This is a genomic window from Frigoribacterium sp. 9N (assembly GCF_902506305.1).
Taxonomy (GTDB): Bacteria; Actinomycetota; Actinomycetes; order Actinomycetales; family Microbacteriaceae; genus Frigoribacterium.
The window spans coordinates 2,270,951-2,293,871 of record NZ_LR733392.1; the positions used below are offsets into that span (position 1 = coordinate 2,270,951).

A 22,921-nucleotide genomic window follows, 5' to 3' on the forward strand; every position below is an offset into this window, starting at 1 on the left:
CGAGGGCTCAGCGGCGCGACGCGTTCACGCTGCGGACCAGCGCGTAGGCGACGACGACCGAGACGAACGCCGCGAAGAGGAACGCCGCCCCGAACCCGGCCTGCCCCTGCAGGAGCCGGACGAGCCCGACGATCGCGAGAGCCGCGGCCAGCATGCCGAACACGCGCGCGACGACCGACTTCACGCGGCGTGCGGCCCCGGCCCTACGGCCGCCTCGTCGACGCGACGACACGGTCACCCGAGGCGACGAGCCGAGGCGACCGCCGCCTCCTTCGCCTCTCGCAGTTCGCGCGTCGCTCGCTCGCGGGCGGCCTCGGGCATGGGCAGCCGGTCGCTGAGCGTGAGGTTCGTGGCGATCGTCTCGACGCGCATGCCGAGCGTGGCCCCCAGGACGATCTCGAGGACCGGGGTGGCGTGGTCCCAGCCGGCCGTGGGCGTGCCGTCGTCGTAGGCGCCGCCGCGGCTGGTCACCACGACCGCGGGTCGTCCGAGCATCGGCTGCTGGTCGTCGCCGTCGAAGGGCGCGGTGACGCCGGGCAGGTGGACGTTGTCGACCCAGGCCTTGAGCGTCGAGGGCAGCGAGTAGTTGTAGAGCGGCGCACCGATCAGGACGACGTCGGCGGCGACGAGCTCGGCGATCAGGGCCTGCTGCAGGGCCTCGTGGGCGGGATCGGGGGCGTCGCCCGGCTGCCGGAGCCGCGGCGGCCAGTGCAACGAGCTGTCGCTCAGGTGAGGCAGCGGGTCGACGTGCAGGTCGCGCCGGGTGACCGCGTGGTCGGCGCCGAGGTCGCGCCAGGCGTCGGCGAACGCGGCGGTGATCGCACGGGAGCGGCTCGTCGTGAGGTCGGCGGACGAGTCGAGGTGGAGCAGGTTCGGCATGCGCCCACCGTAGCCGGGGCGACCGACACGGTCGGCGAGACGTCACGACCCGCCTCGCCCCTCCGGTCGTGAGCGGCACGTCGTGACGTCTCGGCGGAATGTCGGTGGTGCAGAGCAGGATGGCAACGATGACCGACGTGCTCGACCGCTTCTCCCCCGCGACCCGTGAGTGGTTCCGGGGGGCGTTCGCCGCGCCGACCCGGGCTCAAGAAGGCGCCTGGACGGCCATCAGCCAGGGCGACCACGCCCTCGTCATCGCGCCGACCGGTTCGGGCAAGACGCTCGCGTCGTTCCTCTGGTCGATCGACTCGTTGGCCTCGTCACCCCCGCCCGACGAGAAGCTGCACCGCACCCGGGTCCTCTACATCTCGCCGCTCAAGGCGCTCGGCGTCGACGTCGAACGCAACCTCCGTTCACCGCTCGTGGGCATCACCCAGACCGCGAGACGCCTGGGCACCGAGGCTCCCGACATCACGGTGGGCGTGCGCTCCGGCGACACGAGCTCGAGCGACCGCGGCCGTCTCGCCCGCACGCCGACCGACATCCTCATCACGACGCCCGAGTCGCTCTACCTCATGCTCACGTCGCAGGCGCGCGAGACCCTCAAGGGCGTGCAGACGGTCATCATCGACGAGGTCCACGCCGTCGCCTCGACGAAGCGCGGTGCCCACCTGGCCCTCTCGCTCGAACGCCTCGACGCCCTGCTCGAGAAACCCGCCCAGCGCATCGGGCTCAGCGCGACCGTCCGGCCGCCCGAAGAGGTCGCGCGGTTCCTCGCCGGCCCGGCACCGGTCACCATCGTCAACCCCCGCGCCGACAAGAAGTTCGACCTGCGGGTCGTCGTCCCGGTCGACGACATGACCGAGCTCGGCACCGCCGCCCCGCTCGAGGGCTCGGCCGCCGGCGCCGCGCCGCAGGGCTCCATCTGGCCCCACGTCGAAGAGGGCATCGTCGACCTGATCGCCGCGCACCGCTCGACCATCGTCTTCTCGAACTCACGCCGCCTGGCCGAACGCCTCACGGCCCGCCTCAACGACATCTGGATCGAACGCCAGGGCGGCGACCTCGAGGCCGCCGAACGTGCCACCGAAGAGGCGCGGGGCCAGCTGGTCACCGCCGGCCCGGTCGGCGACGACGCGGCCGCCGACGCCGTCGACCCCTTCGCCCCGGCACCCGCCGCGCAGCGCAACCCGGCCGTCGGCGGCGGGGCGCCCGCCCAGCTCATGGGCGGTTCGGGGCAGACCGCCGGCAGCGATCCCCTGCTCGCCCGGGCCCACCACGGCTCGGTGTCGAAAGACCAACGCGCCCTCATCGAGGACGACCTCAAGAGCGGCCGACTGCGCTGCGTCGTCGCCACGAGCTCGCTCGAGCTCGGCATCGACATGGGTGCGGTCGACCTGGTCATCCAGGTCGAGTCGCCGCCGTCGGTCGCCAGCGGCCTGCAACGCGTCGGCCGCGCCGGGCACCAGGTCGGCGAGACCTCCCGCGGCGTCCTGTTCCCCAAGCACCGGGCCGACCTGATCCACTCCGCCGTCGCAGCCGAGCGCATGGTCGCCGGGCTCATCGAAGAGCTGCGCGTGCCGACCAACCCCCTCGACGTGCTGGCCCAGCAGACCGTCGCGGCCGTCGCCCTCGACGAACTCGACGCCGACGCCTGGTTCGACACCGTGCGCCGCAGCGCCCCCTTCGCCACCCTGCCGCGCTCCGCCTTCGACGCCACCCTCGACCTGCTCAGCGGCAAGTACCCCTCCGACGAGTTCGCCGAGCTGCGACCCCGCATCGTCTGGGACCGCGTGCACGGCACCCTGACCGGGCGCCCCGGGGCCCAACGCCTCGCGGTGACGAGCGGGGGCACCATCCCCGACCGGGGTCTGTTCGGCGTCTTCATGGTCGGCGAGAAGGCCGCCCGCGTCGGCGAACTCGACGAAGAGATGGTCTACGAGTCCCGGGTCGGCGACGTGTTCGCCCTCGGGGCCACGAGCTGGCGCATCGAGGACATCACGCACGACCGCGTGCTCGTCTCGCCCGCCTACGGCCAGCCCGGTCGCGTCCCCTTCTGGAAGGGCGACGGCATCGGCCGCCCGGCCGAGCTCGGCAAGGCCATCGGCGGCTACGTCCGCGAGCTGTCGAACTCGAGCGAGGCCGACGCCACCACGCGCGTCGCCGCCGGTGGGCTCGACGAGCGCGCGGCACGCAACCTCATCGCGTTCCTCGGCGAGCAGAAGGCCGCCACGTCGTACGTGCCGACCGACACCACCCTCGTGGTCGAGCGCTTCCGCGACGAGCTCGGCGACTGGCGCCTCATCCTGCACTCCCCCTACGGCATGCAGGTGCACGCGCCGTGGGCACTGGCGGTCTCGGCCCGCATCCGCGACCAGCTCGGGGTCGACGGCGGGGCCATGGCTGCCGACGACGGCATCGTCGTGCGCATCCCCGACACCGATGCCGAGCCTCCCGGGGCCGAGCTGTTCTCGTTCGAGCTCGACGACCTCGACGAGATCGTCACCGAAGAGGTCGGCGGCTCCGCCCTGTTCTCGTCACGCTTCCGCGAGTGCGCCGCCCGGGCCCTGCTGCTGCCCCGGTACAACCCCGGCAAGCGGTCGCCGCTCTGGCAGCAGCGTCAGCGCTCGTCGCAGCTGCTCGACGTCGCCCGCAAGTACCCGCAGTTCCCGATCGTGCTCGAGGCCGTGCGCGAGGTGCTGCAGGACGTGTACGACCTGCCGGCCCTGATGAGCCTCACCCGCGACCTCGCCAGCCGCACCGTGCGCATCGTCGAGACCGAGACCGAGGTGCCCTCGCCCTTCGCCCGGTCGCTGCTCTTCGGCTACGTCGCGGCCTTCATGTACGAGGGCGACTCGCCGCTCGCCGAGCGTCGTGCGGCCGCCCTGTCGCTCGACTCGAGCCTGTTGCAAGAGCTGCTCGGCCGGGCCGAGCTGCGCGAGCTGCTCGACGCCGACGTCATCGACCAGCACGAGCTCGAACTGCAGCGCCTCGCCCCCGACCGCCGGGCCCGCGACATCGAGGGCGTCGTCGACCTGTTGCGTCTGCTCGGCCCGCTGACCACCGACGAGATCATCGACCGCAGCTGGCTCGCGGCGACTCTCGTCGCCGGTGACGTGGCCGCCCGCGACGACGCCCACCGCGCGCTCGAGACCGCCCTGACCGACCTCGCCTGGTCGAACCGCGTCCTGCGCTTCACCCACGCCGGCACGGTGCGCTGGGCCGGCATCGAGGACGCCTCGCGCCTCCGCGACGCCCTCGGCGTCGCCCTGCCGATCGGCGTGCCGACCGCCTTCGTCGAACCGGTCGACGACCCGCTGGGCGACCTCATCGGCCGGTTCGCCCGCACCCACGGCCCCTTCACTCCCGCCATGGTGGCCGACCGTCTCGGCCTCGGCACCGCCGTCGTGATGGACACCCTGCGGAAGCTCGCCACCCAGCGTCGCGTCGTCGAGGGCGAGTTCCGCCCCCGACAGCAGGGCAGCGAGTGGTGCGACTCCGAGGTGCTGCGCCGACTGCGCGGCAAGTCGCTGGCCGCGCTCCGGCACGAGGTCGAGCCGGTCGCCCCCGAGACGCTCGGGCGTTTCCTGCCCGCCTGGCAGCACGTCGCCACCGGGCTCAAGGGGTCGGGCCTGCGCGGCCTCGACGGCGTCGTGCAGGTCGTCGACCAGCTCAGCGGGGTCTCGCTGCCTGCCTCGGCCTGGGAGTCCCTGATCCTGCCGGCCCGCGTGACCGACTACAACCCGTCGATGCTCGACGAGCTCACGGCCACCGGCGACGTCATCTGGTCCGGCACCGGCACCCTGCCCGGCAACGACGGCTGGGTCAGCCTGCACCTCGCCGACGGAGCCCAGGTCACCCTGCCCGAGCCGTCCGGAGCCGAGACCGACGACCTGCAGCGCGAGGTGCTGGCGGCCCTGGCCGGTGGCGGGGCGTACTTCTTCCGCCAGTTGTCGGACGCCGTGGGCAGCACCGACGACGACGCCCTGGTCACCGCGATCTGGCAGCTCGTCTGGGCCGGGCAGATCACCAACGACACGTTCGCGCCCCTGCGCACCCAGGTGGGCGGCGGACGCACGCCGAGGCCGCGCACCCCGACGCGGTCGCGCTCGTCGTACCGCAGCCGCGGCCGGGTCGCCATGCCTCGACAGGCGGGCCCGCCCACCGTCGGCGGCCGCTGGTCGCTGCTGCCGCTGGCCGAACCCGACGGCACCGTGCGCGCCGCCGCGACGGCCGAGATCCTCCTCGAACGTCACGGCGTCGTCACCCGCGGCGCCGTCGTCAACGAGGGCGTCCGTGGCGGCTTCTCGACGGCCTACAAGGTGCTCAGCGGCTTCGAAGAGACGGGGCGGGCCCGACGGGGCTACTTCGTCGAGGGCCTCGGGGCGGCCCAGTTCGCGACCGGGCCCACGGTCGACCGCCTGCGGTCGTTCGTGCGCGACGAGGGCGACCGACGCGACGACGACACCCTCGTCGCCGCGGGTCGTCAGCGCGACGTGCCCGTGGTGACCCTGGCCGCCACCGACCCGGCGAACCCCTACGGGGCGGCCCTGCCCTGGCCCGGGCAGACGCTCGACGGCGCCTCCGCCGACGAGGCCGCGGCCGTGGCGAGCGCGGCGGCACGAGCCGCCACCGCGGCGGCGGCGACCACGGCGACCGGAGCCGGGGAGCGCGCCGAGGCGGGCTCCGCCGCCGGCTCGACCCGCGCCTCCTCGGGGGGCGACGACCGTGCGACGAGCGACACCCCAGGAGGCGCGGGCGGCAAGAAGAAGTCCGGTCACCGCCCGGGGCGCAAGGCCGGTTCGCTCGTGGTGCTCGTCGACGGGCGGCTCGTCGTCTACGTGGAGCGCGGCGGCAAGACGGTGCTGACCTTCGGTGAGCCGGACGAGCGCGAGCTCGCCCTGGCCGCGGGTTCGCTGGCCGCCACCGTGCGCAACCGCATCGGCAAGCTCGCGGTCGAACGGGTCGACGGCGAGTTCGTGTTGGGTACCGCCCTCGGCGACGCCCTGCGCGACGCGGGGTTCGCACCGACGCCGAGCGGCATCCGGCTGAGGGCCTGACCGATGCCCGAAGGAGACACCGTCTACCGCGCCGCCAAGAACCTCGACGCGGTCCTGCACGGCCAGACGCTCACCGCCAGCGACTTCCGGGTGCCGGCGTTCGCGACCGTCGACCTCAGCGGTGAGGTGATCGACGACGTGATCGCCCGCGGCAAGCACCTGCTGCACCACATCGGCGACCTGACGCTGCACACGCACCTCAAGATGGAGGGCTCGTGGCACGTCTACCGGCACGGCACGAAGTGGAGACGTCCGGCCTACCAGGCGCGCGTCGTGCTCGAGACCGCCGACTGGGTCGCCGTCGGGTTCGACCTCGGCATCGTCGAGCTCGTGGCCCGCGACGACGACGACAGCGTGGTCTCGTACCTCGGCCCCGACCTCCTCGGCCCCGACTGGGACGCCGCGCGCGCCCTCGCCAACCTCGAGGCCGACCCGTCCCGCGAGGTGGGGCTCGCGCTGCTCGACCAGCGGGTGCTGGCGGGTGTCGGCAACGTGTACCGCAACGAGCTCTGCTTCCTGAGGGGCGTGCTCCCGACCCGTCCCGTCGGCGAGGTCGAGAACCGGCCCAAGATGATCGACCTCGCTCACCGGCTGATCCAGGCCAACAAAGACCGCGTCGACCGCACGACGACCGGCAACCTCCGCGGCACGACCGACTGGGTCTACGGCCGGGCGGGCAAACCGTGCCTGCGCTGCGGCACCAAGATCAAGAGGGGCGAGCTCGGCGAGAGCGAACTCGAACTCCGCGACACGTACTGGTGCCCTCACTGCCAGAGCTGACGGTCGCCTGCCCGACCGCCACGCCGGCAGGCCGCCACGCCGCCACGCCACCACGCCACCACGCCACCACGCCACCACGATGTAAACATCCCGCCACGCAATCGTGTGGCGGGATGTTTACATCGTGGCGGCATGGGTCGGCGGCCGAGCAGCGCCGGGATGCAGGGGCGATCGGCAGGGCAGGGTCCGAGCGCCCGAGAGCCCGAGAGCCCGGCCGTCCGGCCGCGTGTGACGCCCCGTGACGCGGATCGGCGTCGGTCCGGGGTGACGTGCCTACGATCAGCGACACCCGACGGCCGTACCCGGCGAGCCCGTCAGCGCGAGAGGACGACCATGTCGAACAGCAACCCCACCGACACCCGCAGTACCGCCAGCACCCCCGCCTCCACCACCATCGCCGAGCAGGTGACCGAGTTCAACGAGGGGTTCACCGCGCAGATCGGCCCCGACTTCTCGAAGGTCTTCGACGACGAGCAGAGCACCCTGCGCGAGGCCGGCGTGCCCGACGACGCCGTGCGACCCGGCGACACCGTGGTCGAGGCGACACTGTTGACGCCGCAGGGCACCGAGGTCTCGCTCGCCGAGACCGTCGGCGAGGGGCCCGCCGTGCTCGTCTTCTACCGCGGCGCCTGGTGCCCGTACTGCAACCTGACGCTCAAGACCTACCAGGCCGAGCTGCTGCCGCGCCTGCGGGAGCGCGGCGTCGCGCTCGTCGCGATCAGCCCGCAGACCCCCGAGGGCTCCAAGGCGTCGGTGACGAACGGCAGCCTGGAGTTCCCCGTGCTGTCCGACCCGGGCAACGTGCTGAGCGGCGCGCTCGGCATCCGCACCGAACCGAGCGCCGACGCCCGCACCGTCCACACCCAGCTCGGGTTCGACGTCGCCGACAGCAACGCCGACGCGACGGGCGACATCCCCTTCCCCACCGTGCTCGTCATCGACCACGACGGGATCGTCGTCTTCGCCGACGTCCACACCGACTACACGACGCGCACCGAGGTCGACGAGATCGTCGCCGCCCTCGACCTGCTGGAGGCGCGCGCGGCCTGACCCCGCCCGGTCACCCCGTCCGGTGACCCCGCGGGTCACCGCGACGCGTCGCCCGAGGTCGGCACGGGCCAGACGTAGTCCAGGTCGGCGGGTTCGTCGCCGAACGCCGCGGCGTAGGCCTCGGGTGCCTTCGCCAGCAGCTTCGACTGGTGTGAGCGGTGGACGTCCTCCCGACCGAACCACGGAGGCAGCTCGAACTCGTCCGCGCGGAACGCCGCCGCGTCGGCGGGGACCTCGTCGAGGGTGGCCAGGGTCTTGTCCAGGCAGGTGTCGGCGAAGCCCCGAGCGACCCAGGCCGCGCAGGTCTCGACCTGGTAGGCCATCAGCGCCGGCCGGTACCCCCGCCACATCGCGGTGACCGGATGGCTCTGCCAGCCGTAGCCGGGCACGACGAGCGCCCGCATGACCTGGAGCGTCTCGACCCGCTGCTTGCCGAGCCGCTTGTCGTCGAGCACCTCGGCGCTGGCACGGAAGTCGGCGTAGGGGAGGAAGGTCTGCACCGCACCAGCCAACACGCCCGTGCGGGGCGCCGTGCGGCCGCCGAGGACGAGCGCCCGGCCGGTCCCGAGCCGGGCCGCGGCCGGACGATTGCGAACACCACCCCGCCCCGTGCGGTCCCCCGGGCGCGCATCCGCCTACCCTCGATCGAGGTGACCGGCCCGAACCCGGTGCACCCCGTCACGGTCGAGAGGACCCCATGTCGAACGCCGACTCCCCCATCCCCACCCGCATCGCCGACAAGGTGACCGAGTTCAACGAGGGCTTCAACGCCGAGATCGGCGCGGACGCCACGAGGGTCTTCGATGACGAGCAGTCGGGACTGCGCGACTCGGGGGTCCCCGCGGCCGCCGTCCGGGTGGGCGACACCATCGTGGACGCAACGCTCGTGACGACCGCCGGTGACGAGGTCTCGCTGTCGGAGACCGTCGGCGAGGGTCCGGCCGTCCTGGTCTTCTACCGCGGCGCCTGGTGCCCCTACTGCAACCTGACGCTCAAGACCTACCAGGCCGACCTGCTGCCCGAACTGCGGGAGCGCGGCGTCGCCCTGGTCGCGATCAGCCCCCAGACGCCCGAGGGCAGCGAACGGTCCGTCGCGAACGGCGGCCTCGAGTTCCCGGTGCTGTCCGACCCGGGCAACGTGTTCGTCCGGGCCCTGGGCATCCAGACCGAGCCGGTCGCGGCCGCCCGTGCGGTGCACTCCGACCTCGGATTCGACGTCGCCGACAGCAACGCCGACGCGACCGCCGACGTTCCGTTCCCGACCGTCCTCGTCGTCGACCGCGACGGCAAGGTCGTCTTCGCCGACGTCCACGTCGACTACACGACCCGCACCGAGGTCGACGAGGTCGTCGCCGCCGTCGACGCGCTCGACACGCCCCCGGCCTCCTGACCGGCACCGCGCCTCCTGCGCCGCACCGCGCCTCCTGAGGCCGAGGAGGCGCGCCCGGCCCGGCCCCGCCGGTCACGCCCCGGGCACACAGCGAAGGACCCCGTCCCCGACGACGGCCCCCGAAGGATCGGGATGCATCGTCCGGGACGGGGTCCTCCGTCGGTCGGCGGTGCCGCTCAGTTCGGACGGCCACCGGCGTCGACGGCGGGTGCCGGGGCGGCGGCGTCCTCGCCGAGACCGACCCGCGAGTGCCGACGCCCGTAGGCGAAGTACACGACGACGCCGATCACGAGCCAGACGGCGAACCGTGCCCAGGTGAGCGTGGTCAGGTTGAACATCAGCCAGACGCAGAGCACCGCCGACAGGATCGGCAGCACGGGCGACAGCGGCACCCGGAACGCCCGCGGGAGGTCGGGCCGGGTGCGCCGCAGCACGATGACGCCGATGCTGACCAGCACGAAGGCCGACAGCGTGCCGATGTTGATCATCTCCTCCAGGACGCCGACGTCGGTGAACCCGGCGATCAGGGCGACGAGCACACCGGCGATGACCTGGACGCGCACGGGCGTCTTGCGGACGGCCGAGGTCTTCGCGAGCCAGCGGGGCAGCAGGCCGTCGCGCGCCATCGAGAAGACGATGCGGGCGAGGCCGAGCAGCAGCACCATGATGACCGTCGTCAGGCCGATGAGGGCTCCGATGGCGATGACCTGGGCGGCCCAGCCGACGCCGACCAGGTCGAAGGCCGTGGCCAGGGTCGGGGCCTCGACGGCGGCGAGGTCGCGGTACGACACCATGCCGGTGAGCACGATGGACACCATGACGTAGAGCACGGTGACGATGGCCAGGCCCAGGAAGATGCCGCGGGGCATCGTCTTCTGCGGGTTCTTGACCTCTTCGGCGCTGGTCGCGACGACGTCGAACCCGATGAAGGCGAAGAAGACGAGCGAGGCGCCGGCGAGCAGGCCGAAGACGCCGTACTGCGCGGGCTCGGCACCCGAGACGAACGAGAAGAGGGACTGCGTCCAGACGTCTCCCTCGCCGGCCGGGCGGGGCTGCGACGCCGGGACGAAGGGCGTGTAGTTCGACGACTTGACGAAGAAGAAGCCGACGACGATGACGAACAGCACGATCGCGACCTTGATCACGGTGAAGACGCTGCCGACGCGCGAGCTGAGCTGCGTGCCCAGGACGAGCAGCACGGTGAAGAACGCGACGATGACGAACGGCGCCCAGCTCAGCTCGAGCGGCCCGATCGACAGGGTGTCGGGCACGTCGAGACCGAAGCCGGAGAACACGGTGCTGAGGTAGATGCCCCAGTACTTGGCCAGCACGGCCGCCCCGGTGAGGGTCTCGAGGATGAGGTCCCACCCGATGATCCAGGCCAGGAACTCGCCGAGGGTGGCGTAGGTGAAGGTGTACGCGCTGCCCGCGACGGGGATGGTCGAGGCGAACTCGGCGTAGCACATGATCGCCAGGCCGCAGGTGACGGCCGCGAGGATGAACGACAGCGTCACGCCCGGGCCCGCGAAGTTCGCGGCGGCGTTGGCGCCCACCGAGAAGATGCCGGCCCCGACCGCGACGGCGATGCCCATGAGGGTCAGGTCGGTGACGCCGAGCGAGCGCTTCAGCCCGTTCTCGGGTCCCGTCGAGTCGGCGAGCGACGACTCGACCGACTTCGTGCGCCACAGGGTGCTGAGACCCCGGGCCTTGGGGACGGTGCTCATGCTGCCTCCTGGGTGGTGCGGGCGATGGGGTCGCCCCGTCTCGGGGGACGACGCGCCAGCATACCGGCGGACCGGCCGCGTCTCGTAGCATGGCGGGCGAGGGGGCATCGTGGACGGACGACCGTGGCAGCCGACGCGTCCCGAGCGCCCGGCGGCAGCCCGGGAGGCGCGGGCCGGCTCCCCGGCGACGCCCGCCTCCGCGACCGGTCACCCCGACGAGCACGCAGCCGACGTCGATGCTCGCGACGGGCACGACGGGGTGGAGGCCACCGGAGCAGGACGGCGCGCGGGGCGCCCCCCGCTGCAGGCGGTCGGACGCCGGACGGGTCGTGCGCTGCGCCGGGGGTGGAGCCGCGCCTCCCGGGCTCGCCGCCTCGGGCTGACGGTCGGCGCCGTCGCCGTGGTGACCGCGCTCGTCGCCGGCGCGGGCCTCGCGATGCAACCGCGGTACGACGAGCCGGTGCGCCCCGCGATGCTCGTCGACGACCTGCGGTCCGAGCCCACGGCGACCGTCTGGCGGACCGACCTGGCTGGTGCGGCCACGCCGGGCATGCCCTCGGGGTGCGCCTACTACGCGTTCGCCGGGATGGTCGGCGACGACGCGCTCGTCACCGCCCAGTCGGCCGAGCAGTCCGACCGCTGCGGGGGTGCCGGAGGACGCCTGGCCCGGGTCGACGGCGACACCGGCGACGTGGTGTGGAGCGCGAACGTGGCCACGGCCCTGGGGCGGGCGGTGCGGTCGGTCCGGGTGACGCCGGACGCCGACGGACGCACCGCCACCCTGGTCGTCGAGGTCGACGCGGGTTCGACCCTGGCCCGGCTGGACCTGCGGACGGGCGAGGTCACCGACTGGTCGGCGGCGGTCGAGTCGTCCGATCCCGACCAGGTGACGCGCATCGAGGAGGTCTCGTCGACGACCGTCCTCGTCTCGCACCAGCCCCGGACGAGGTTCGGGCCCGACGGCTCGGGGCCGACCACCGACGAGGGCGACGTGACGGGGTACGAGCTCCGTGCCCTCGACGCCCCCGACGCCGTGTCGTGGCGGGCCGACGAACCGTCGCAGGCCACCGTGAGGCTCGTCGACGACGAGTTCTACGTGCTGACGACGGCCGGCGACGGATCACGGGTGATCGACGCCGCCACCGGTGACGTGCACCGCCTGCCGATCGACGACGACACCTACGGCTGGCCGGAGGCGGCCGGCGACCACGTCGTCGTGACGCTCGCCGCCCCCTCCGGGCAGCAGCTCGTCGCCTTCTCGCAGGACCGGCCGGGCACCGTGGACTGGTCCGCCGACCTGTCGGGCGACGCCTCGTTGATCGTGTCGGACCGGTGCGTCACGGTCACGGCCCCCGTCGTGAGCGGCGACCCGGTGGTCGCCGGGCCGAGGGGCTCCGACGACTCGGGCGACACCGACGACGCGGGCGACACCGCCGACGCGGACGGACCCGTGGATCGGAGCGCGGTCACCTGCCTGTCGCCCTCGACCGGCGAGACCGTGTGGTCGACCACGGTCCCGGTCGCCCGCGGACAGACGGTGCAGTCGGGGTGGAACCCCTCGCCGAGCTCCGCCTTCGACGACGTGCAGGTCACCGTCTCACCGTCCAGCGACTTCGGCGACGAGACCTCGACCGTGACGACGTTCGACGCCCACGACGGGCGCGTGGTCTTCGAGGCGACCCTGCCGGGGTACTCGGCACCCCTCGCCCAGGGCCGCACGACCGTCTACCAGCAGACCTTCGGGGTCGACGGGCGTCTGGCGATCGTCGCCCTCGACCGGTCGAGCGGCCGCGAGCTCTGGCGGACGTCGCGTGACGACGTGCTGACGTACGAGTTCTGGGGGCAGCACCTGGTCGTCGTGACCCAGGACGGCGTCGTCCGACGCCTGGCCGATCCGACGGCGGTGGCCGACCGCTGACGTCACGGCTGCGGCGCCGACGAGCTCGGCTCAGAGCAGCCGGTCGAACCGCTGCGTGGGCCGCTTCAGCAGCGAGTGCTCGAACGGGTCGCCCGCGGCCACCCACCCCTCGCTCTCGTAGAGCCCGACCGCGGCGACGTTGTCGAGAAGTGCGTGCAAGACGACGCGGCGGTGACCGAGCGCGCCGAGCTGGCGGGTCGCCTCCCTCAGGAGGGCACGCCCCAGCCCGCGCGCCTGGGCGCCGGGCCTGGTAGCCAGCAGGCCGACGACGGGGGCGTCCTCGGGGTCGCCCGGCAAACCGCTGCCGGGCCGCGTCGCGAGCACGAAACCGTCGACGCCACGAAGCCCGTCCACGTCGGGCCCGTCCACGTCGGGACCGTCCGCGACCAGCCACACTACGCCCGCGTCGAACTTCGGTCGGGCCCGTTCGGCGACCCCCTCGAACGCCTGCCCGTCGCGTGCGGCGCACGCCGCGACCCAGACGGCCAGGCACGCCTCGAGATCGGCCGCCTCGGCAGGGCGCGTCTCGACGGCCCCGATGGGCGGTTCGACCTCGGACATGCACGTAAGGCTAGGGCCGTTCGGCTAAGCTCGAATCAATCGACCCCCTCCCAAGCCTCTCGACGATGCTCAAATGGGAGGGGCCTTTTTCGTTCTGGAACACGTCATGAAGCCGAGCCTCTCCCTCGAACAGCAATCAGCCCTGCTGAGATCACGCGGGCTGATCATCCCCGACGAAGCAGAATGCCGAGCCTTCCTCGCGGCCCACAGCTACTACCGCCTGTCGGGTTGGGCGAGGTACTTCCAGACCGCGCCCCACGTGGGTGACGACTCGTTCCGCCCGGGTACCGGCTTCGACGACATCCGTCGCGTCTACGAGGCCGACGAAGCCCTTCGTGCTCGGCTCGTCGCCCCGTTGACGCGTGCCGAGCTGGTGCTCCGAACGCACGTGGCCCGAGTGATCGGCGACAGGCACGGCCCCCGTGGACGGTACCTGGAGCAGGACTTCTACACCGACGTCGGCGATGCCGAGCCGACCGTCATGGCGTGCCTCCGCGACGTCGGTCGCAGCAAGGAGAGGCACATCCTGCACTTCAAGTCCGGCACCGGGAACGATGCTCACTTCGCCGATCTGCCGGTCTGGTCGGCGGTCGAAGCCTTCTCGTTCGGAACCTTGTCCAAATGCATCGAACGAGGGGCCGGGGGCACCCTCACTGCCGACGTGGCAGCCAGCGTCGGGGTCGCCACGGCGGGCTTCGCGTACCGCGTCCGGGCACTGGTCTATCTGCGGAACCGTTGCGCCCACCACAGTCGGCTCTGGCATCACTCGGTCGTCGACGCAGGCCCCACACCCAACAACGTCCGAGTCAAAGCGAAGAGGCTGGTCGGCCAGTTCGGCCCTCGGTCGGTTCTCGACGTCATCGCCTCCCTGGACGATCTCCTGGTTCGCAGTGGGGCTTCCGAGGCCACACTTCCGGACCTGTTCGCCGAGTGGGCCGATGGCGAGGACTTCTGGCCCGGTCTCGCGGCCCCTCAGGTGCCGATCGACCACCGACGCTGATCGGCACCTTCCGTCGTGCCCCTACCCCCGCACCAGCAGCGGGAACACGAACACCGCAAAGAGGAAGAACGCCGCCATCACGCCGAACACGACGTAGGTGCCGCGGCCGACGACCCGCTGACCGGAGGCCTCCCGGCGCTGCAGCACGCGGCGACGGTAGATCACCTGGATGACCACGAGCACGACGATCGCCAGGGCGAGGATCGAGATGACGACGGCTTCGATGGCGCGGCTCCTTCGGGGGACGGGCGACGAGAGGGCGAACGGGCGGAGCCGCTCGTGCACCGGCGGGCGGGACCGGACGGCCCGCACCAGCCTAACGGCTGACCCCGGGAGCCCAGGAGGCGCGGGTCCCGACCCCGGGACCGCTCACGGCCCGCCCGCGCGCCCGCCTCGTACCATGGCCGGGTGACGGACGACGCCCGACCGAGCGACCAGCCGTTCGCGCGCGCCCGCCGCCGCGGGGCCGCCGTCTGGCACCGCGCCTCCCGCCCTCGCCGGCTCGCCCTCGTGGCCGCCGCGGTGGTCGCCGCCGCGGCGCTCGTGACCACCGCCGGCCTGGTCGAGGCACCGCGGTACTCGTCGGCCGCCGCGCTCGACGGCGTCGTCGGCGACGACCTGCGGCACGAGCCCGTCCCCGGGTCGTGGACGCTGACGCCCGCCGACGTCGGCGTGCCGGCGGACCAGGGTCGGTGCCTGCTCTGGCAGGCGGAGCCCGCGGTGGGCCCCGACCGGCTCGACGGCGACGTCCTCGTCAGCGCCGGCGGTGCCGCGGGCGACGACGGCAGGGGCACGAGCGCCGCCACGGACGTCGGCGCCGACTGCCGCTTCGACGGCGGCTTCGGCAGCACCGCGCAGGCCGTCAGCCGGCTCGCCCGGGTCGACCCCGTCGACGGCACCGTCCGCTGGTGGGTCGACCTCGGCACCGAGCTCGACGCCGGCAGCGGCTTCGTCCAGGTCTGGCCCGCCGACGGCGCCACCGACACGGCCCTCGTCTCGACGCTGGGCTTCGGCGGCGACGGGTTCGCCTCGTCGTACGCCCGCCTCGACCTCGGGACCGGCGAACTGACCGACGTGACCACCTCGCCGAACGGGCGCGCGCGCCTGACCGACGCCACCGCCTCCTGGGCCCTCGTCTCGAGCGACCCGCAGTTCTCGTACCAGGACTCCCGCGTCTACTACGACGCGGAGCCCGGCACGGGCGAGTTCTCGCTCTACGCCGCCGACGACCTCGACACCCCCGTGTGGACGGGCGAGACCACCGGCAGCCAGGACGAGGCCCTGACCCCCGACGGTCTGCTCGTCCTCGACGGCGGGACCATCACCGCGGTCGACGGACGCACCGGCGAGACGCACGACTGGGGGCCCGACCTGCCGACCGCCACGACCCTCGTCGTCGACGGCGACCTCGTCGTCGTGGGCCTCGACCCGGCGATCCCCACCTCGACCGACGACACGGACGGCACGGTGGTGGCGCTCTCGCTCGACGGGCGCGAACTCTGGCGGCACGGCTTCCGCCAGGACCGCGGGGTGCAGGCGACCGGCGACTGCCTCGTCTTCTCGACCACGCCCGGGGTCGTCTGCGTCGACCGCCGCACGGGCGCCGAGCTCTGGACGACCCCGCCCCGCGACCGCCGCCACGGGCTCGCGCGGGTGACCACCGACCCGGCCGGCGACCGGGGGTCGCTCGTCTTCGCCCAGACCTTCGAACCAGGAGGCGCGGCGGCGGTGTCCGGCGACCTCACGTCGGACGAGGCGGCCCAGCGCACCGTCCGCCTGCTCGACGCGGCGTCGGGCCACGAGGTGGCCCGGGCGGTGGTGCCGGGCGAGTCCCAGATCGCGCTCGTCGGCCGCACGACCGGCTACGCCACGACCGCCTCGAGCGGTCGCACCTCGACGGTCACCGCCTTCGACCTGTCCGACGGCCGCCGCCTCTGGCAGCTCGACACCGAGCGCGACCAGCTCGGCTTCTGGGGCGGCACGCTCGTCGCGAACCACCCCGACGGCAGCGTGCAACGCCTCGTCGACCCGGTGCGCCTCGTCGGCTGAGCCGGTGCGCCTCGTCGGCTGAGCCGGGCCCGCCCTCGCCGACCCGCGCCTCCTGCGCTCGGCCCTACCGCGCCCCGGCGGTCATCACGTAGGCCATCGCGTAGGCCCGCGAGTTGCCGTCGTCGATGCCCGTCTCGGGCAGGTCGGCGAGTGCCGTCAGGGCCGCCGCGGCCTGGTCGGGCCCCTCGAGGGCCGAGTACATCAGCACGTAGTCGCCGAGCGGCCGGTCGAAGCCCGAGGCGCTCGCCTCGTCGACCACGCGCGCGATCTGCCGGGCGCCTCCGCCCGCCGACGACGTCAGGTACGACACCGAGGTCGGGCTCAGCGGGATCAACTGGATGCCCGCGATCGCCGACGGCTCGGCCGAGAACCAGGTGCCGTAGTCGCGCTTGCCACCCCAGGTCAGCGACACGATCGCGTGTCCGTAGCCGGCGGACGTCGGGCCGGTCAGGTCGGGGGCGAGCCAGTAGGCCAGCGCCGACGAGGCCTCGCCGCTGAGCATCCACGACGCCTCGTCGCCGAGCGCGTCGTCACCCGTGGCCGCGGCCCAGAGCGACAGGCCCGCGTAGGCGTTGACCGCCTCGGACGACGACTCCTGGTTGTTCCCGTCGGCGAACGGCGAGTAGCCCGAGGCCCAGCTGTGCGACCAGTAGGGGTCGAAGGCACGCCGGTCGGGGAACGACCCGTTGTCGGCGCCCGAGGCGATGTCGGCGGCGAGCAGGTCCATGACCGGACGCCAGCGCTCGGCCAGTTCGGGGTCGTCGGCCGCGACGACGCCGGCGGCGTAGAGGAAGTAGCCGTAGTGGAAGTAGTGGTCGTTGAACTCGTCCGAGCCGAACGACGCCGCCTTGCCGACGACGCCCTTCACGGCGGGGTCGTAGACGAAGCACTCCTGCTCGCGCGTCTCGCAGCCCGAGGGGTCGGTCCACCGGTCGAGTCGGTCGACGACCGACGTGCGGAGGGTCTCGGCCGACGCGTCGTCCCCGAGCTGCCGGGCGAGCTGCAGGAGCATCGCCGACCGGTAAAGCGCCTTGCCGCCGTAGTAGGTGTCGACCGGCGTCTCCGCCGTGCGGGCGACGTCGACCTGCACCTGGTCCTCGAGCTGCGCCCTCTGGTCGTCGCTCAGCCCCGAGAGGTCGAGCCCGGTCGAGGCCGTGGTGACCGGTGCGTCGAACGCCAGCGTCGAGCCGATCGACAACGGGACGGTGCCGTAGATCGTGTCGTAGCCCAGCCCGGTGCCGCCACCCGTCGCCGCGTCGCCCATGTGCGGGGCCGGGACGAGCAGGGTGTCTCCCCCGGCCGCCGTCTCGTAGCCGAGCTCGGTGGTCGACACCGCCGACGACCCGGACCCGGAGGCGCGGTGCGCGGTGGTCACCGACGTCAGCGGCGAGGCGGCCGCGTCGAGCACCGTCCGCACCTGCTCGTCGGTGGCCCCGTCGGGCAGCGGCACGAGGACGACCGAGCCGCCCTCGTCGAGCCGGACCGCCGTGCCGTCGAGGCTGCCGTCCGTCACGGCGACGCCCCACGTCGTGCTGCCGACGGTGAACGTGCCGCGACCGTCGCCGACGGTCGTGACGGCAGTCCCGAGGGTGTCGGTCTGCGCGGTCGCGGCGGTGTACGAGACGACCGGCGAGCCCTCGGCGACGGTCGTGTGACCGAGCACCGCGTCGCCGTCGAGGTGGGCGATCGTCACCGAGACGTCGTCGTAGGCACTGATCTCGGTCGCCGAGGCCTGGACGTCGAGGGTGACGTCGGGCAGGGCGGGCGACACGATCGCCTTCTCGGAGGCCACCGGCACCGGGAGTCCCGCGGCGAAGCCGGCCTGCGTCAGCTGGAACGAGATCGGGAACGGGAACACGGGCGTCGGCTCGTCACCGAAGACCAGCCCCGAGAACCAGGTGTTGGTGGGCGGGACGAGGCCGTCGGCGAGGCGCATGGTCGGGACGGTGCCGACCGACTCGTGGGGCAGGGCGGCGACCAGGGGGTCGACCTGCGAGGAGGGGAACACGTCGCCTCCGGCGTCGGGGCGGCCCGTGGTGTCGCCGTCCGTGTCCGAGCCGCCGGTGCAGCCGGCCAGCACGAGCACGCCGGCCGTGCCGAGGGCGACGCCGGCGAGGACCCGGCGGAGGGTCGGGAGGCGCGGGGCGGGTCGGATCTCGACCCGCGCCTCCCGGGGGTGACGGGCCGGCCCGGAACCGATCGGTGATCCCGAACGATCCCGTCGGCCGGACCGACCCGTCGTCTTTCTCCGTGCGCCGGGGATCGTCAGACCCCGATCTGGCGCAGGAAGTCCTGCATGGTGTCCACGGGCCCGGCGAGGATGCCGTCGTCGCGGAGGTGCATGGTCGCCTCGACCGGCGTGCCGCTCGCGACGAGGCCGTTGTAGGCCCCTTCGCTCAGCTGGTCGCTGACCACGCGGACGGTGGCCGCGGCCGCGCCGTCCTTGGTCTGCACGCTGACCAGGTCGACGCTGCCCTCGACGACCTGCTGGTTGGGCAGCATCACGTCGACGGTCGCGCCGTCCTGGATGCGCTCGTAGTCGCGAGGCGTGAGCGTGAAGTCGGCGTCCACGAAGAGCGTGCCGGCCTTCTCGATGGTCGCGACGGACGTTCCCGAGCCGAGGAACCCGCCCTCGCGGACGTCGAGCTGCGACAGCGTGCCGTCGACGGTGGCCATGAAGGTGATGGTGCCGTCGTCGTCCACCGTGTAGGCGTCCGTGTCGGGGACGACGACGTCGTCCGCGAGGTCCTTCTGCAGCGAGGGGCTCTGCAGCGAGAAGAGCACGTCGCCCTTCTTCACCCGGTCGCCGACCTCGGCGTCGGTCGAGGTGACCGTGCCGCTGTAGTCGGTGCCGACGGAGAAGTCCTGGCTCGCGATGGCGGCACTGGTGCTGATGACCTGGGCCTGCCGCTGCGTGAAGATGACGGTGAAGACGGCCACGAGGGCGAGCACCACCAGGATGCCGACGGTCATCTTGATCCTGTTGCCCCAGGTCATGAGACCACCTTCTCTCGGTCGTTCGTGTCGTGTCGGTCGGGTCCGGACACCGGTCCCGCGTGCTGTGTGTGCGACGCCTCGTCGCCGTGCTGCGCCTCGTGGGCGTGCTGGTCGTCGGCCACGGCCAGTCGGGCCTCGAGCAGGTGACGCCGCTCGTCGTCGCGCCGGCGCTGCTCGAGTCGCTGCTCGGACGACAGCTCGAGGAACTCGTCGTGGCTCCGGGGCAGGGGTCGGGCGACCTGGGTGCGGAGGGTCTGAGTCGCCACGGGCCCGGTCGTGATCGGACCGGCGACGGTCGTGCGAGCGCTCGACCCCGAGCGGGCGGCACGCTTGATGGCTCCGGCCTCACGCAGGGCCGCGAGCAGGAAGGCCGAGAGCACGGCGGTGTTGATCAGGTTCCAGACCGTGGCGAGCGTGAGCACCCGGTTGTCCCAGTCCCGCCAGATCGCGACGAGCGAGGTGAGCGACAGGAAGAGCCAGAACAGCACCTGGGGCACGAGCACGTTGAACGGACTCGACGCCTTGCCCCCGCCGGTCACGTGCCAGGCCGTGTCCTTGCCGCTCAGCACGTTCCACAACGCCTTGACGTAGATCGGGAACGACACCGACGCGAGCATCAGCACCTCCCAGCGGAACGACCCGAGGGTGAAGAACGCGAGCGCGATCTGCAGCAGGTAGAAGCCCGAGTAGAAGAGCAGCCACTGCAGCACCGAGATGTGCAGGTTCATCGGGCGCAGGTCGAAGAAGATCTCCATCGGCGGCACCATGATCAGCAGCAGCGGGGCGATGCCCGTCAGGTAGTGGGTGGCCGTCAGCGTGTACTGGAAGCGCTGGTCCATCGTCAGGGTGCGGCGGGGGCTCAGCGGGTTGTGCCGGAAGAGGATCTCGAAGCCGCCGGTCGCCCAGCGCAGCTGCTGCTTGCTGTACGCCTCGATGGTCTCGGGGGCGTCGCCGATCGCGAGCGTCATCGGGATGTAGATCGAGCGCCACCCGGCCTCGTGCAGGAACAGGCTCGTCCAGACGTCCTCGGACTTCGAGTCGGTGTCGATGCCGCCGACCTCGTCGATCGCCGCACGGCGGAAGATGACGTTGGTGCCGACGCAGAACGCGGCGTTGAACCGGTTGCGGCCGGGCTGGATGTACCGGTAGAACACGGCCTGCATGTAGCCGGCGCCGCGGCTGACGATGCTCACGAGGTTGCCGTACGACTGCGGGGTCTGGACGAAGGCGACCTTCTCGTCGATGAAGAACGGCACGGTCTCGTGCAGGAACATCGGCTTGGGCACGAAGTCCGCGTCGAAGATGGCGAAGTAGTCGCCCTTGGCCACCGACAGGGCGTAGTTGACGTTGCCCGCCTTGGCGCCGTGGCTGGTCAGCCGACGGATGTACCGGGCGCCGAGCCTCGCGGTGAGGTCCTTGACCTCGTCGCTCCGACCGTCGTCCAGCACCCACGTGCGGTGCGCGCCCTGCATCGCGACGGCGGCCTGGACCGTCATCGCGATCTTCGACAGTTCTTCGCCGTAGACCGTGACGAAGACGTCGACGACGACGGTCTTCCCGTCGACGACGATCGGCCACAGGTGAGGCTGGTCGCGGACGCCGAGCCGGTCGATCGCGTCCTCGTCGTAGAGCGTGTCCTGCGTCGAGTGGAAGTCGAAGTCCCGGGGGTTCTGACCGCCCGAGAGGATCGTCCACATGGCCAGGAGGGCCTGCAGCACCAGGACGGCCTCCGCGATGATCACCGCGACGTAGGGCAGCAGGTCACCGCGGTTGGCGGGGTTCAGCAGGAACTGCCCGTAGAGCAGGATGCCCATGGTGCAGGCGAGCACGAGCAGCACCATGAAGGGTGAGTGGGCACGCCCCTCGGTGCGCGAGACGACCGACGCGTGGTGGTCGCTCGTGATGCGCGTCGTGGGGCGTGCCCGCGATCCCCGCTCCTCGTCGTGGTGTGCCAGGCGCCTCAGTTCGCTGCGCGAGCGAGGTGCCACGTCGAGGGCGGGGCCGGTGTCGGGTGCACCGGTGTCGGGTCGGTTTTCGGCGTCGCTGTCGCGGACGCGCATGGTTCGGGACATGCGTGTTCTCTCCGGGTTCGGGTCTGAGAGACGACCGGACGCCGGCGGCGGTGGGTGACCGCCGTCGGACGTCCGGAGGGGCGTCGGCGACGGCGGCGACTCGAGGTGACGCGCCGGGGTGGGCGGCGGTCGGGTGGGAGCCAGGGGCTCCCGTTTCGGGTCCGTCGACTGCGAGCGGTTCGGGCCACTCGATCGACGGGTTCGCCTCCGGTGTGGGCCTTTCGGGGGACCGTTCCGGGGACGTGTCGAAACAGTACAGGGTCGTTCCTGCCGATTCGCGACACCCGTTCGGGGGGTACGCCCCCTCGAAGGGGTCACAGGCCGCATGGACAGCGGGGAGGTGACACCCGTCCCGGCCCGAGGCTCACCCGTCTCACCCGTCCGGGGGGCACGCCGCGGGGCGGGTGGCACCGACCCCGGCGGGCGGGACGGGGAGGCGCGGGTGGCGTCCTCGAGGACGGCCACGCCCGGGCGTGTCGCGGGCCGGTGCCGTCGGGGGCCGGGCCCGTCGCAGGCCCGGACGCGTCGCGGCCGGGCGTCAGACGGTGAGGTCGGCCAGCCAGCCGGCCAGGAACTCGGCCCCGGCCTCGTCGTGGATCGCGCCCGTCGAGCTCGTCAGCACCGGGTACGGCGTCGCCGGCACGCCGTCGGCCGGGCGGACGTCGACGTGCGCGACCGCGTGACCCTGCGCGTGCAGCCAGTCGGCCATGGCGTAGTCGCTGCGCGAGTCGCCGACCGTGCGCCAGGCGAGCGGGGGCTCGCCGTCGGCCGCCAGCAGCTCGAGCGCCCGCTCGGCCCCGAGGTCCTTGCCGAGCCGCACCGACTCGATGTCGGTCGAGATGATCGTCGGGTCGACGCGCCACTGCACGGCCCCGGAGGCGTCGGGCCGCACGTCGTCGAGTCGGCGCACGCCGAAGCCCCGGCGGACCAGCGCCTGCATCGCCTTCTCGTCGAGGTCGCGTTGCCGGCCCAGGTAGGTCGACGACTCGACGCTCGTGAGCTGCTCGATCGAGACCATCGCGTGCTTGGTCGTGTCGTAGAACACCAGGTCGGCGAACTCGTCCGCCACCAACGCCTGCATCTCGGCGCCGAAGTCGGCGGGCATGGCGAGCGACGAGTCGACCTCGATCGGGCCGATGCCGTCGACACCGTGCTCGGGGCCGATCGTGAACCAGACGGCACCCTTCTCGCAGACGCCGTGCACCCGCGCCCCCTCGGGCAGGCCGGCGGCGAGCAGCGGACCGACGACCTCCTCACGGATGAACGCGTCCGAGCGCCCCGTGTTGAAGACGATGGGCACGCCGAGGGCGGCGAGCGCCACGAGGTCGCGCGTGATCGCGGGCAGCGCGATGCTGCGGGTCACGGGGCTGGCGATCGGGCCGTCGACGTCGAGGAGCAGGCCGAGGCGGGGTGCGCTGGAGGAGGTCACGGGACCATCCTC

Annotated in this window: 17 protein-coding genes; 7 read left to right on the plus strand and 10 right to left on the minus strand. The window is 72.7% G+C overall.

Features of this window, described 5'->3' with window-relative positions; all coding sequences use genetic code 11:
* Positions 1 to 7 precede the first annotated feature (7 nt).
* Complete coding sequence (locus ARTHRO9V_RS13725; RefSeq protein ID WP_157485182.1) at positions 8 to 184, minus strand: hypothetical protein; 177 nt, start codon at positions 182 to 184, stop codon at positions 8 to 10.
* A gap of 50 nt (positions 185 to 234) precedes the next feature.
* Positions 235 to 879: an FMN-dependent NADH-azoreductase gene (locus ARTHRO9V_RS13730; protein WP_159827935.1), complete on the minus strand. Its 645-nt coding sequence runs from the start codon at positions 877 to 879 to the stop codon at positions 235 to 237.
* Between the two features lie 128 nt (positions 880 to 1,007).
* Here ARTHRO9V_RS13730 and ARTHRO9V_RS13735 point away from each other — a divergent pair, with 128 nt between their 5' ends.
* From ARTHRO9V_RS13735 to ARTHRO9V_RS13745, 3 genes are all read left to right on the plus strand, one after another.
* On the plus strand, positions 1,008 to 5,939 hold the full coding sequence (locus ARTHRO9V_RS13735) for a DEAD/DEAH box helicase (RefSeq protein WP_056043783.1): 4,932 nt from the start codon (positions 1,008 to 1,010) through the stop codon (positions 5,937 to 5,939).
* A 3-nt stretch (positions 5,940 to 5,942) separates the two neighbouring features.
* Positions 5,943 to 6,719 (plus strand): Fpg/Nei family DNA glycosylase, encoded by a 777-nt coding sequence (locus ARTHRO9V_RS13740; RefSeq protein WP_123571347.1) that lies wholly within the window; start codon positions 5,943 to 5,945, stop codon positions 6,717 to 6,719.
* A gap of 333 nt (positions 6,720 to 7,052) precedes the next feature.
* A complete protein-coding gene (locus ARTHRO9V_RS13745) occupies positions 7,053 to 7,769 on the plus strand; it encodes a peroxiredoxin-like family protein (RefSeq protein ID WP_159827937.1) in 717 nt (238 codons plus the stop codon).
* Positions 7,770 to 7,804: 35 nt separating this feature from the next.
* Here the strand turns inward: ARTHRO9V_RS13745 and ARTHRO9V_RS13750 are convergent, their stop codons facing one another.
* Positions 7,805 to 8,269: an MSMEG_6728 family protein gene (locus ARTHRO9V_RS13750; protein ID WP_159827939.1), complete on the minus strand. Its 465-nt coding sequence runs from the start codon at positions 8,267 to 8,269 to the stop codon at positions 7,805 to 7,807.
* Positions 8,270 to 8,466: 197 nt separating this feature from the next.
* Here ARTHRO9V_RS13750 and ARTHRO9V_RS13755 point away from each other — a divergent pair, with 197 nt between their 5' ends.
* A complete protein-coding gene (locus tag ARTHRO9V_RS13755) occupies positions 8,467 to 9,159 on the plus strand; it encodes a peroxiredoxin-like family protein (protein WP_123571349.1) in 693 nt (230 codons plus the stop codon).
* Positions 9,160 to 9,335: 176 nt separating this feature from the next.
* On the opposite strand, the gene ARTHRO9V_RS13760 is transcribed toward ARTHRO9V_RS13755, so the two are convergent.
* Positions 9,336 to 10,883 (minus strand): APC family permease, encoded by a 1,548-nt coding sequence (locus tag ARTHRO9V_RS13760; protein ID WP_056043796.1) that lies wholly within the window; start codon positions 10,881 to 10,883, stop codon positions 9,336 to 9,338.
* 109 nt (positions 10,884 to 10,992) lie between these two features.
* Here ARTHRO9V_RS13760 and ARTHRO9V_RS13765 point away from each other — a divergent pair, with 109 nt between their 5' ends.
* Positions 10,993 to 12,801, plus strand: a complete 1,809-nt coding sequence (locus tag ARTHRO9V_RS13765; RefSeq protein WP_159827941.1) for a PQQ-binding-like beta-propeller repeat protein — start codon at positions 10,993 to 10,995, stop codon at positions 12,799 to 12,801.
* Positions 12,802 to 12,831: 30 nt separating this feature from the next.
* On the opposite strand, the gene ARTHRO9V_RS13770 is transcribed toward ARTHRO9V_RS13765, so the two are convergent.
* Entirely contained in the window at positions 12,832 to 13,362 is a 531-nt protein-coding gene (locus tag ARTHRO9V_RS13770) for a GNAT family N-acetyltransferase (protein WP_159827943.1), read from the minus strand.
* A 106-nt stretch (positions 13,363 to 13,468) separates the two neighbouring features.
* Here ARTHRO9V_RS13770 and ARTHRO9V_RS13775 point away from each other — a divergent pair, with 106 nt between their 5' ends.
* Positions 13,469 to 14,362: an Abi family protein gene (locus ARTHRO9V_RS13775; protein ID WP_159827945.1), complete on the plus strand. Its 894-nt coding sequence runs from the start codon at positions 13,469 to 13,471 to the stop codon at positions 14,360 to 14,362.
* A 21-nt stretch (positions 14,363 to 14,383) separates the two neighbouring features.
* On the opposite strand, the gene ARTHRO9V_RS13780 is transcribed toward ARTHRO9V_RS13775, so the two are convergent.
* Positions 14,384 to 14,647, minus strand: coding sequence for a hypothetical protein (locus ARTHRO9V_RS13780; RefSeq protein ID WP_159827947.1), 264 nt, complete (start codon positions 14,645 to 14,647; stop codon positions 14,384 to 14,386).
* 123 nt (positions 14,648 to 14,770) lie between these two features.
* Here ARTHRO9V_RS13780 and ARTHRO9V_RS13785 point away from each other — a divergent pair, with 123 nt between their 5' ends.
* Entirely contained in the window at positions 14,771 to 16,411 is a 1,641-nt protein-coding gene (locus ARTHRO9V_RS13785; protein WP_159827949.1) for a PQQ-binding-like beta-propeller repeat protein, read from the plus strand.
* Between the two features lie 64 nt (positions 16,412 to 16,475).
* On the opposite strand, the gene ARTHRO9V_RS13790 is transcribed toward ARTHRO9V_RS13785, so the two are convergent.
* The 4 genes from ARTHRO9V_RS13790 to ARTHRO9V_RS13805 form a co-directional block, all read right to left on the minus strand.
* On the minus strand, positions 16,476 to 18,497 hold the full coding sequence (locus ARTHRO9V_RS13790; protein WP_159827951.1) for a glycosyl hydrolase: 2,022 nt from the start codon (positions 18,495 to 18,497) through the stop codon (positions 16,476 to 16,478).
* Positions 18,498 to 18,676: 179 nt separating this feature from the next.
* Positions 18,677 to 19,408, minus strand: a complete 732-nt coding sequence (locus tag ARTHRO9V_RS13795; RefSeq protein WP_056043811.1) for an efflux RND transporter periplasmic adaptor subunit — start codon at positions 19,406 to 19,408, stop codon at positions 18,677 to 18,679.
* Entirely contained in the window at positions 19,405 to 21,480 is a 2,076-nt protein-coding gene (locus tag ARTHRO9V_RS13800) for a glycosyltransferase family 2 protein (protein ID WP_235452281.1), read from the minus strand. Before ARTHRO9V_RS13800 ends, ARTHRO9V_RS13795 begins: the two co-directional genes overlap by 4 nt.
* Positions 21,481 to 22,018: 538 nt before the next feature.
* Positions 22,019 to 22,909, minus strand: coding sequence for a hypothetical protein (locus ARTHRO9V_RS13805; RefSeq protein ID WP_123571355.1), 891 nt, complete (start codon positions 22,907 to 22,909; stop codon positions 22,019 to 22,021).
* Positions 22,910 to 22,921: the final 12 nt, after the last annotated feature.

Bases quoted from the DNA above. Each gene is read 5' to 3' on its own strand.
- ARTHRO9V_RS13775 (WP_159827945.1), top strand. From the start codon at position 13,469: ATGAAGCCGAGCCTCTCCCTCGAACAGCAATCAGCCCTGCTGAGATCA.
- ARTHRO9V_RS13755 (WP_123571349.1), top strand. From the start codon at position 8,467: ATGTCGAACGCCGACTCCCCCATCCCCACCCGCATCGCCGACAAGGTG.
- ARTHRO9V_RS13735 (WP_056043783.1), top strand. From the start codon at position 1,008: ATGACCGACGTGCTCGACCGCTTCTCCCCCGCGACCCGTGAGTGGTTC.
- ARTHRO9V_RS13770 (WP_159827943.1), bottom strand. From the start codon at position 13,362: ATGTCCGAGGTCGAACCGCCCATCGGGGCCGTCGAGACGCGCCCTGCC.
- ARTHRO9V_RS13740 (WP_123571347.1), top strand. From the start codon at position 5,943: ATGCCCGAAGGAGACACCGTCTACCGCGCCGCCAAGAACCTCGACGCG.
- ARTHRO9V_RS13800 (WP_235452281.1), bottom strand. From the start codon at position 21,480: ATGTCCCGAACCATGCGCGTCCGCGACAGCGACGCCGAAAACCGACCC.
- ARTHRO9V_RS13745 (WP_159827937.1), top strand. From the start codon at position 7,053: ATGTCGAACAGCAACCCCACCGACACCCGCAGTACCGCCAGCACCCCC.
- ARTHRO9V_RS13760 (WP_056043796.1), bottom strand. From the start codon at position 10,883: ATGAGCACCGTCCCCAAGGCCCGGGGTCTCAGCACCCTGTGGCGCACG.
- ARTHRO9V_RS13730 (WP_159827935.1), bottom strand. From the start codon at position 879: ATGCCGAACCTGCTCCACCTCGACTCGTCCGCCGACCTCACGACGAGC.
- ARTHRO9V_RS13795 (WP_056043811.1), bottom strand. From the start codon at position 19,408: ATGACCTGGGGCAACAGGATCAAGATGACCGTCGGCATCCTGGTGGTG.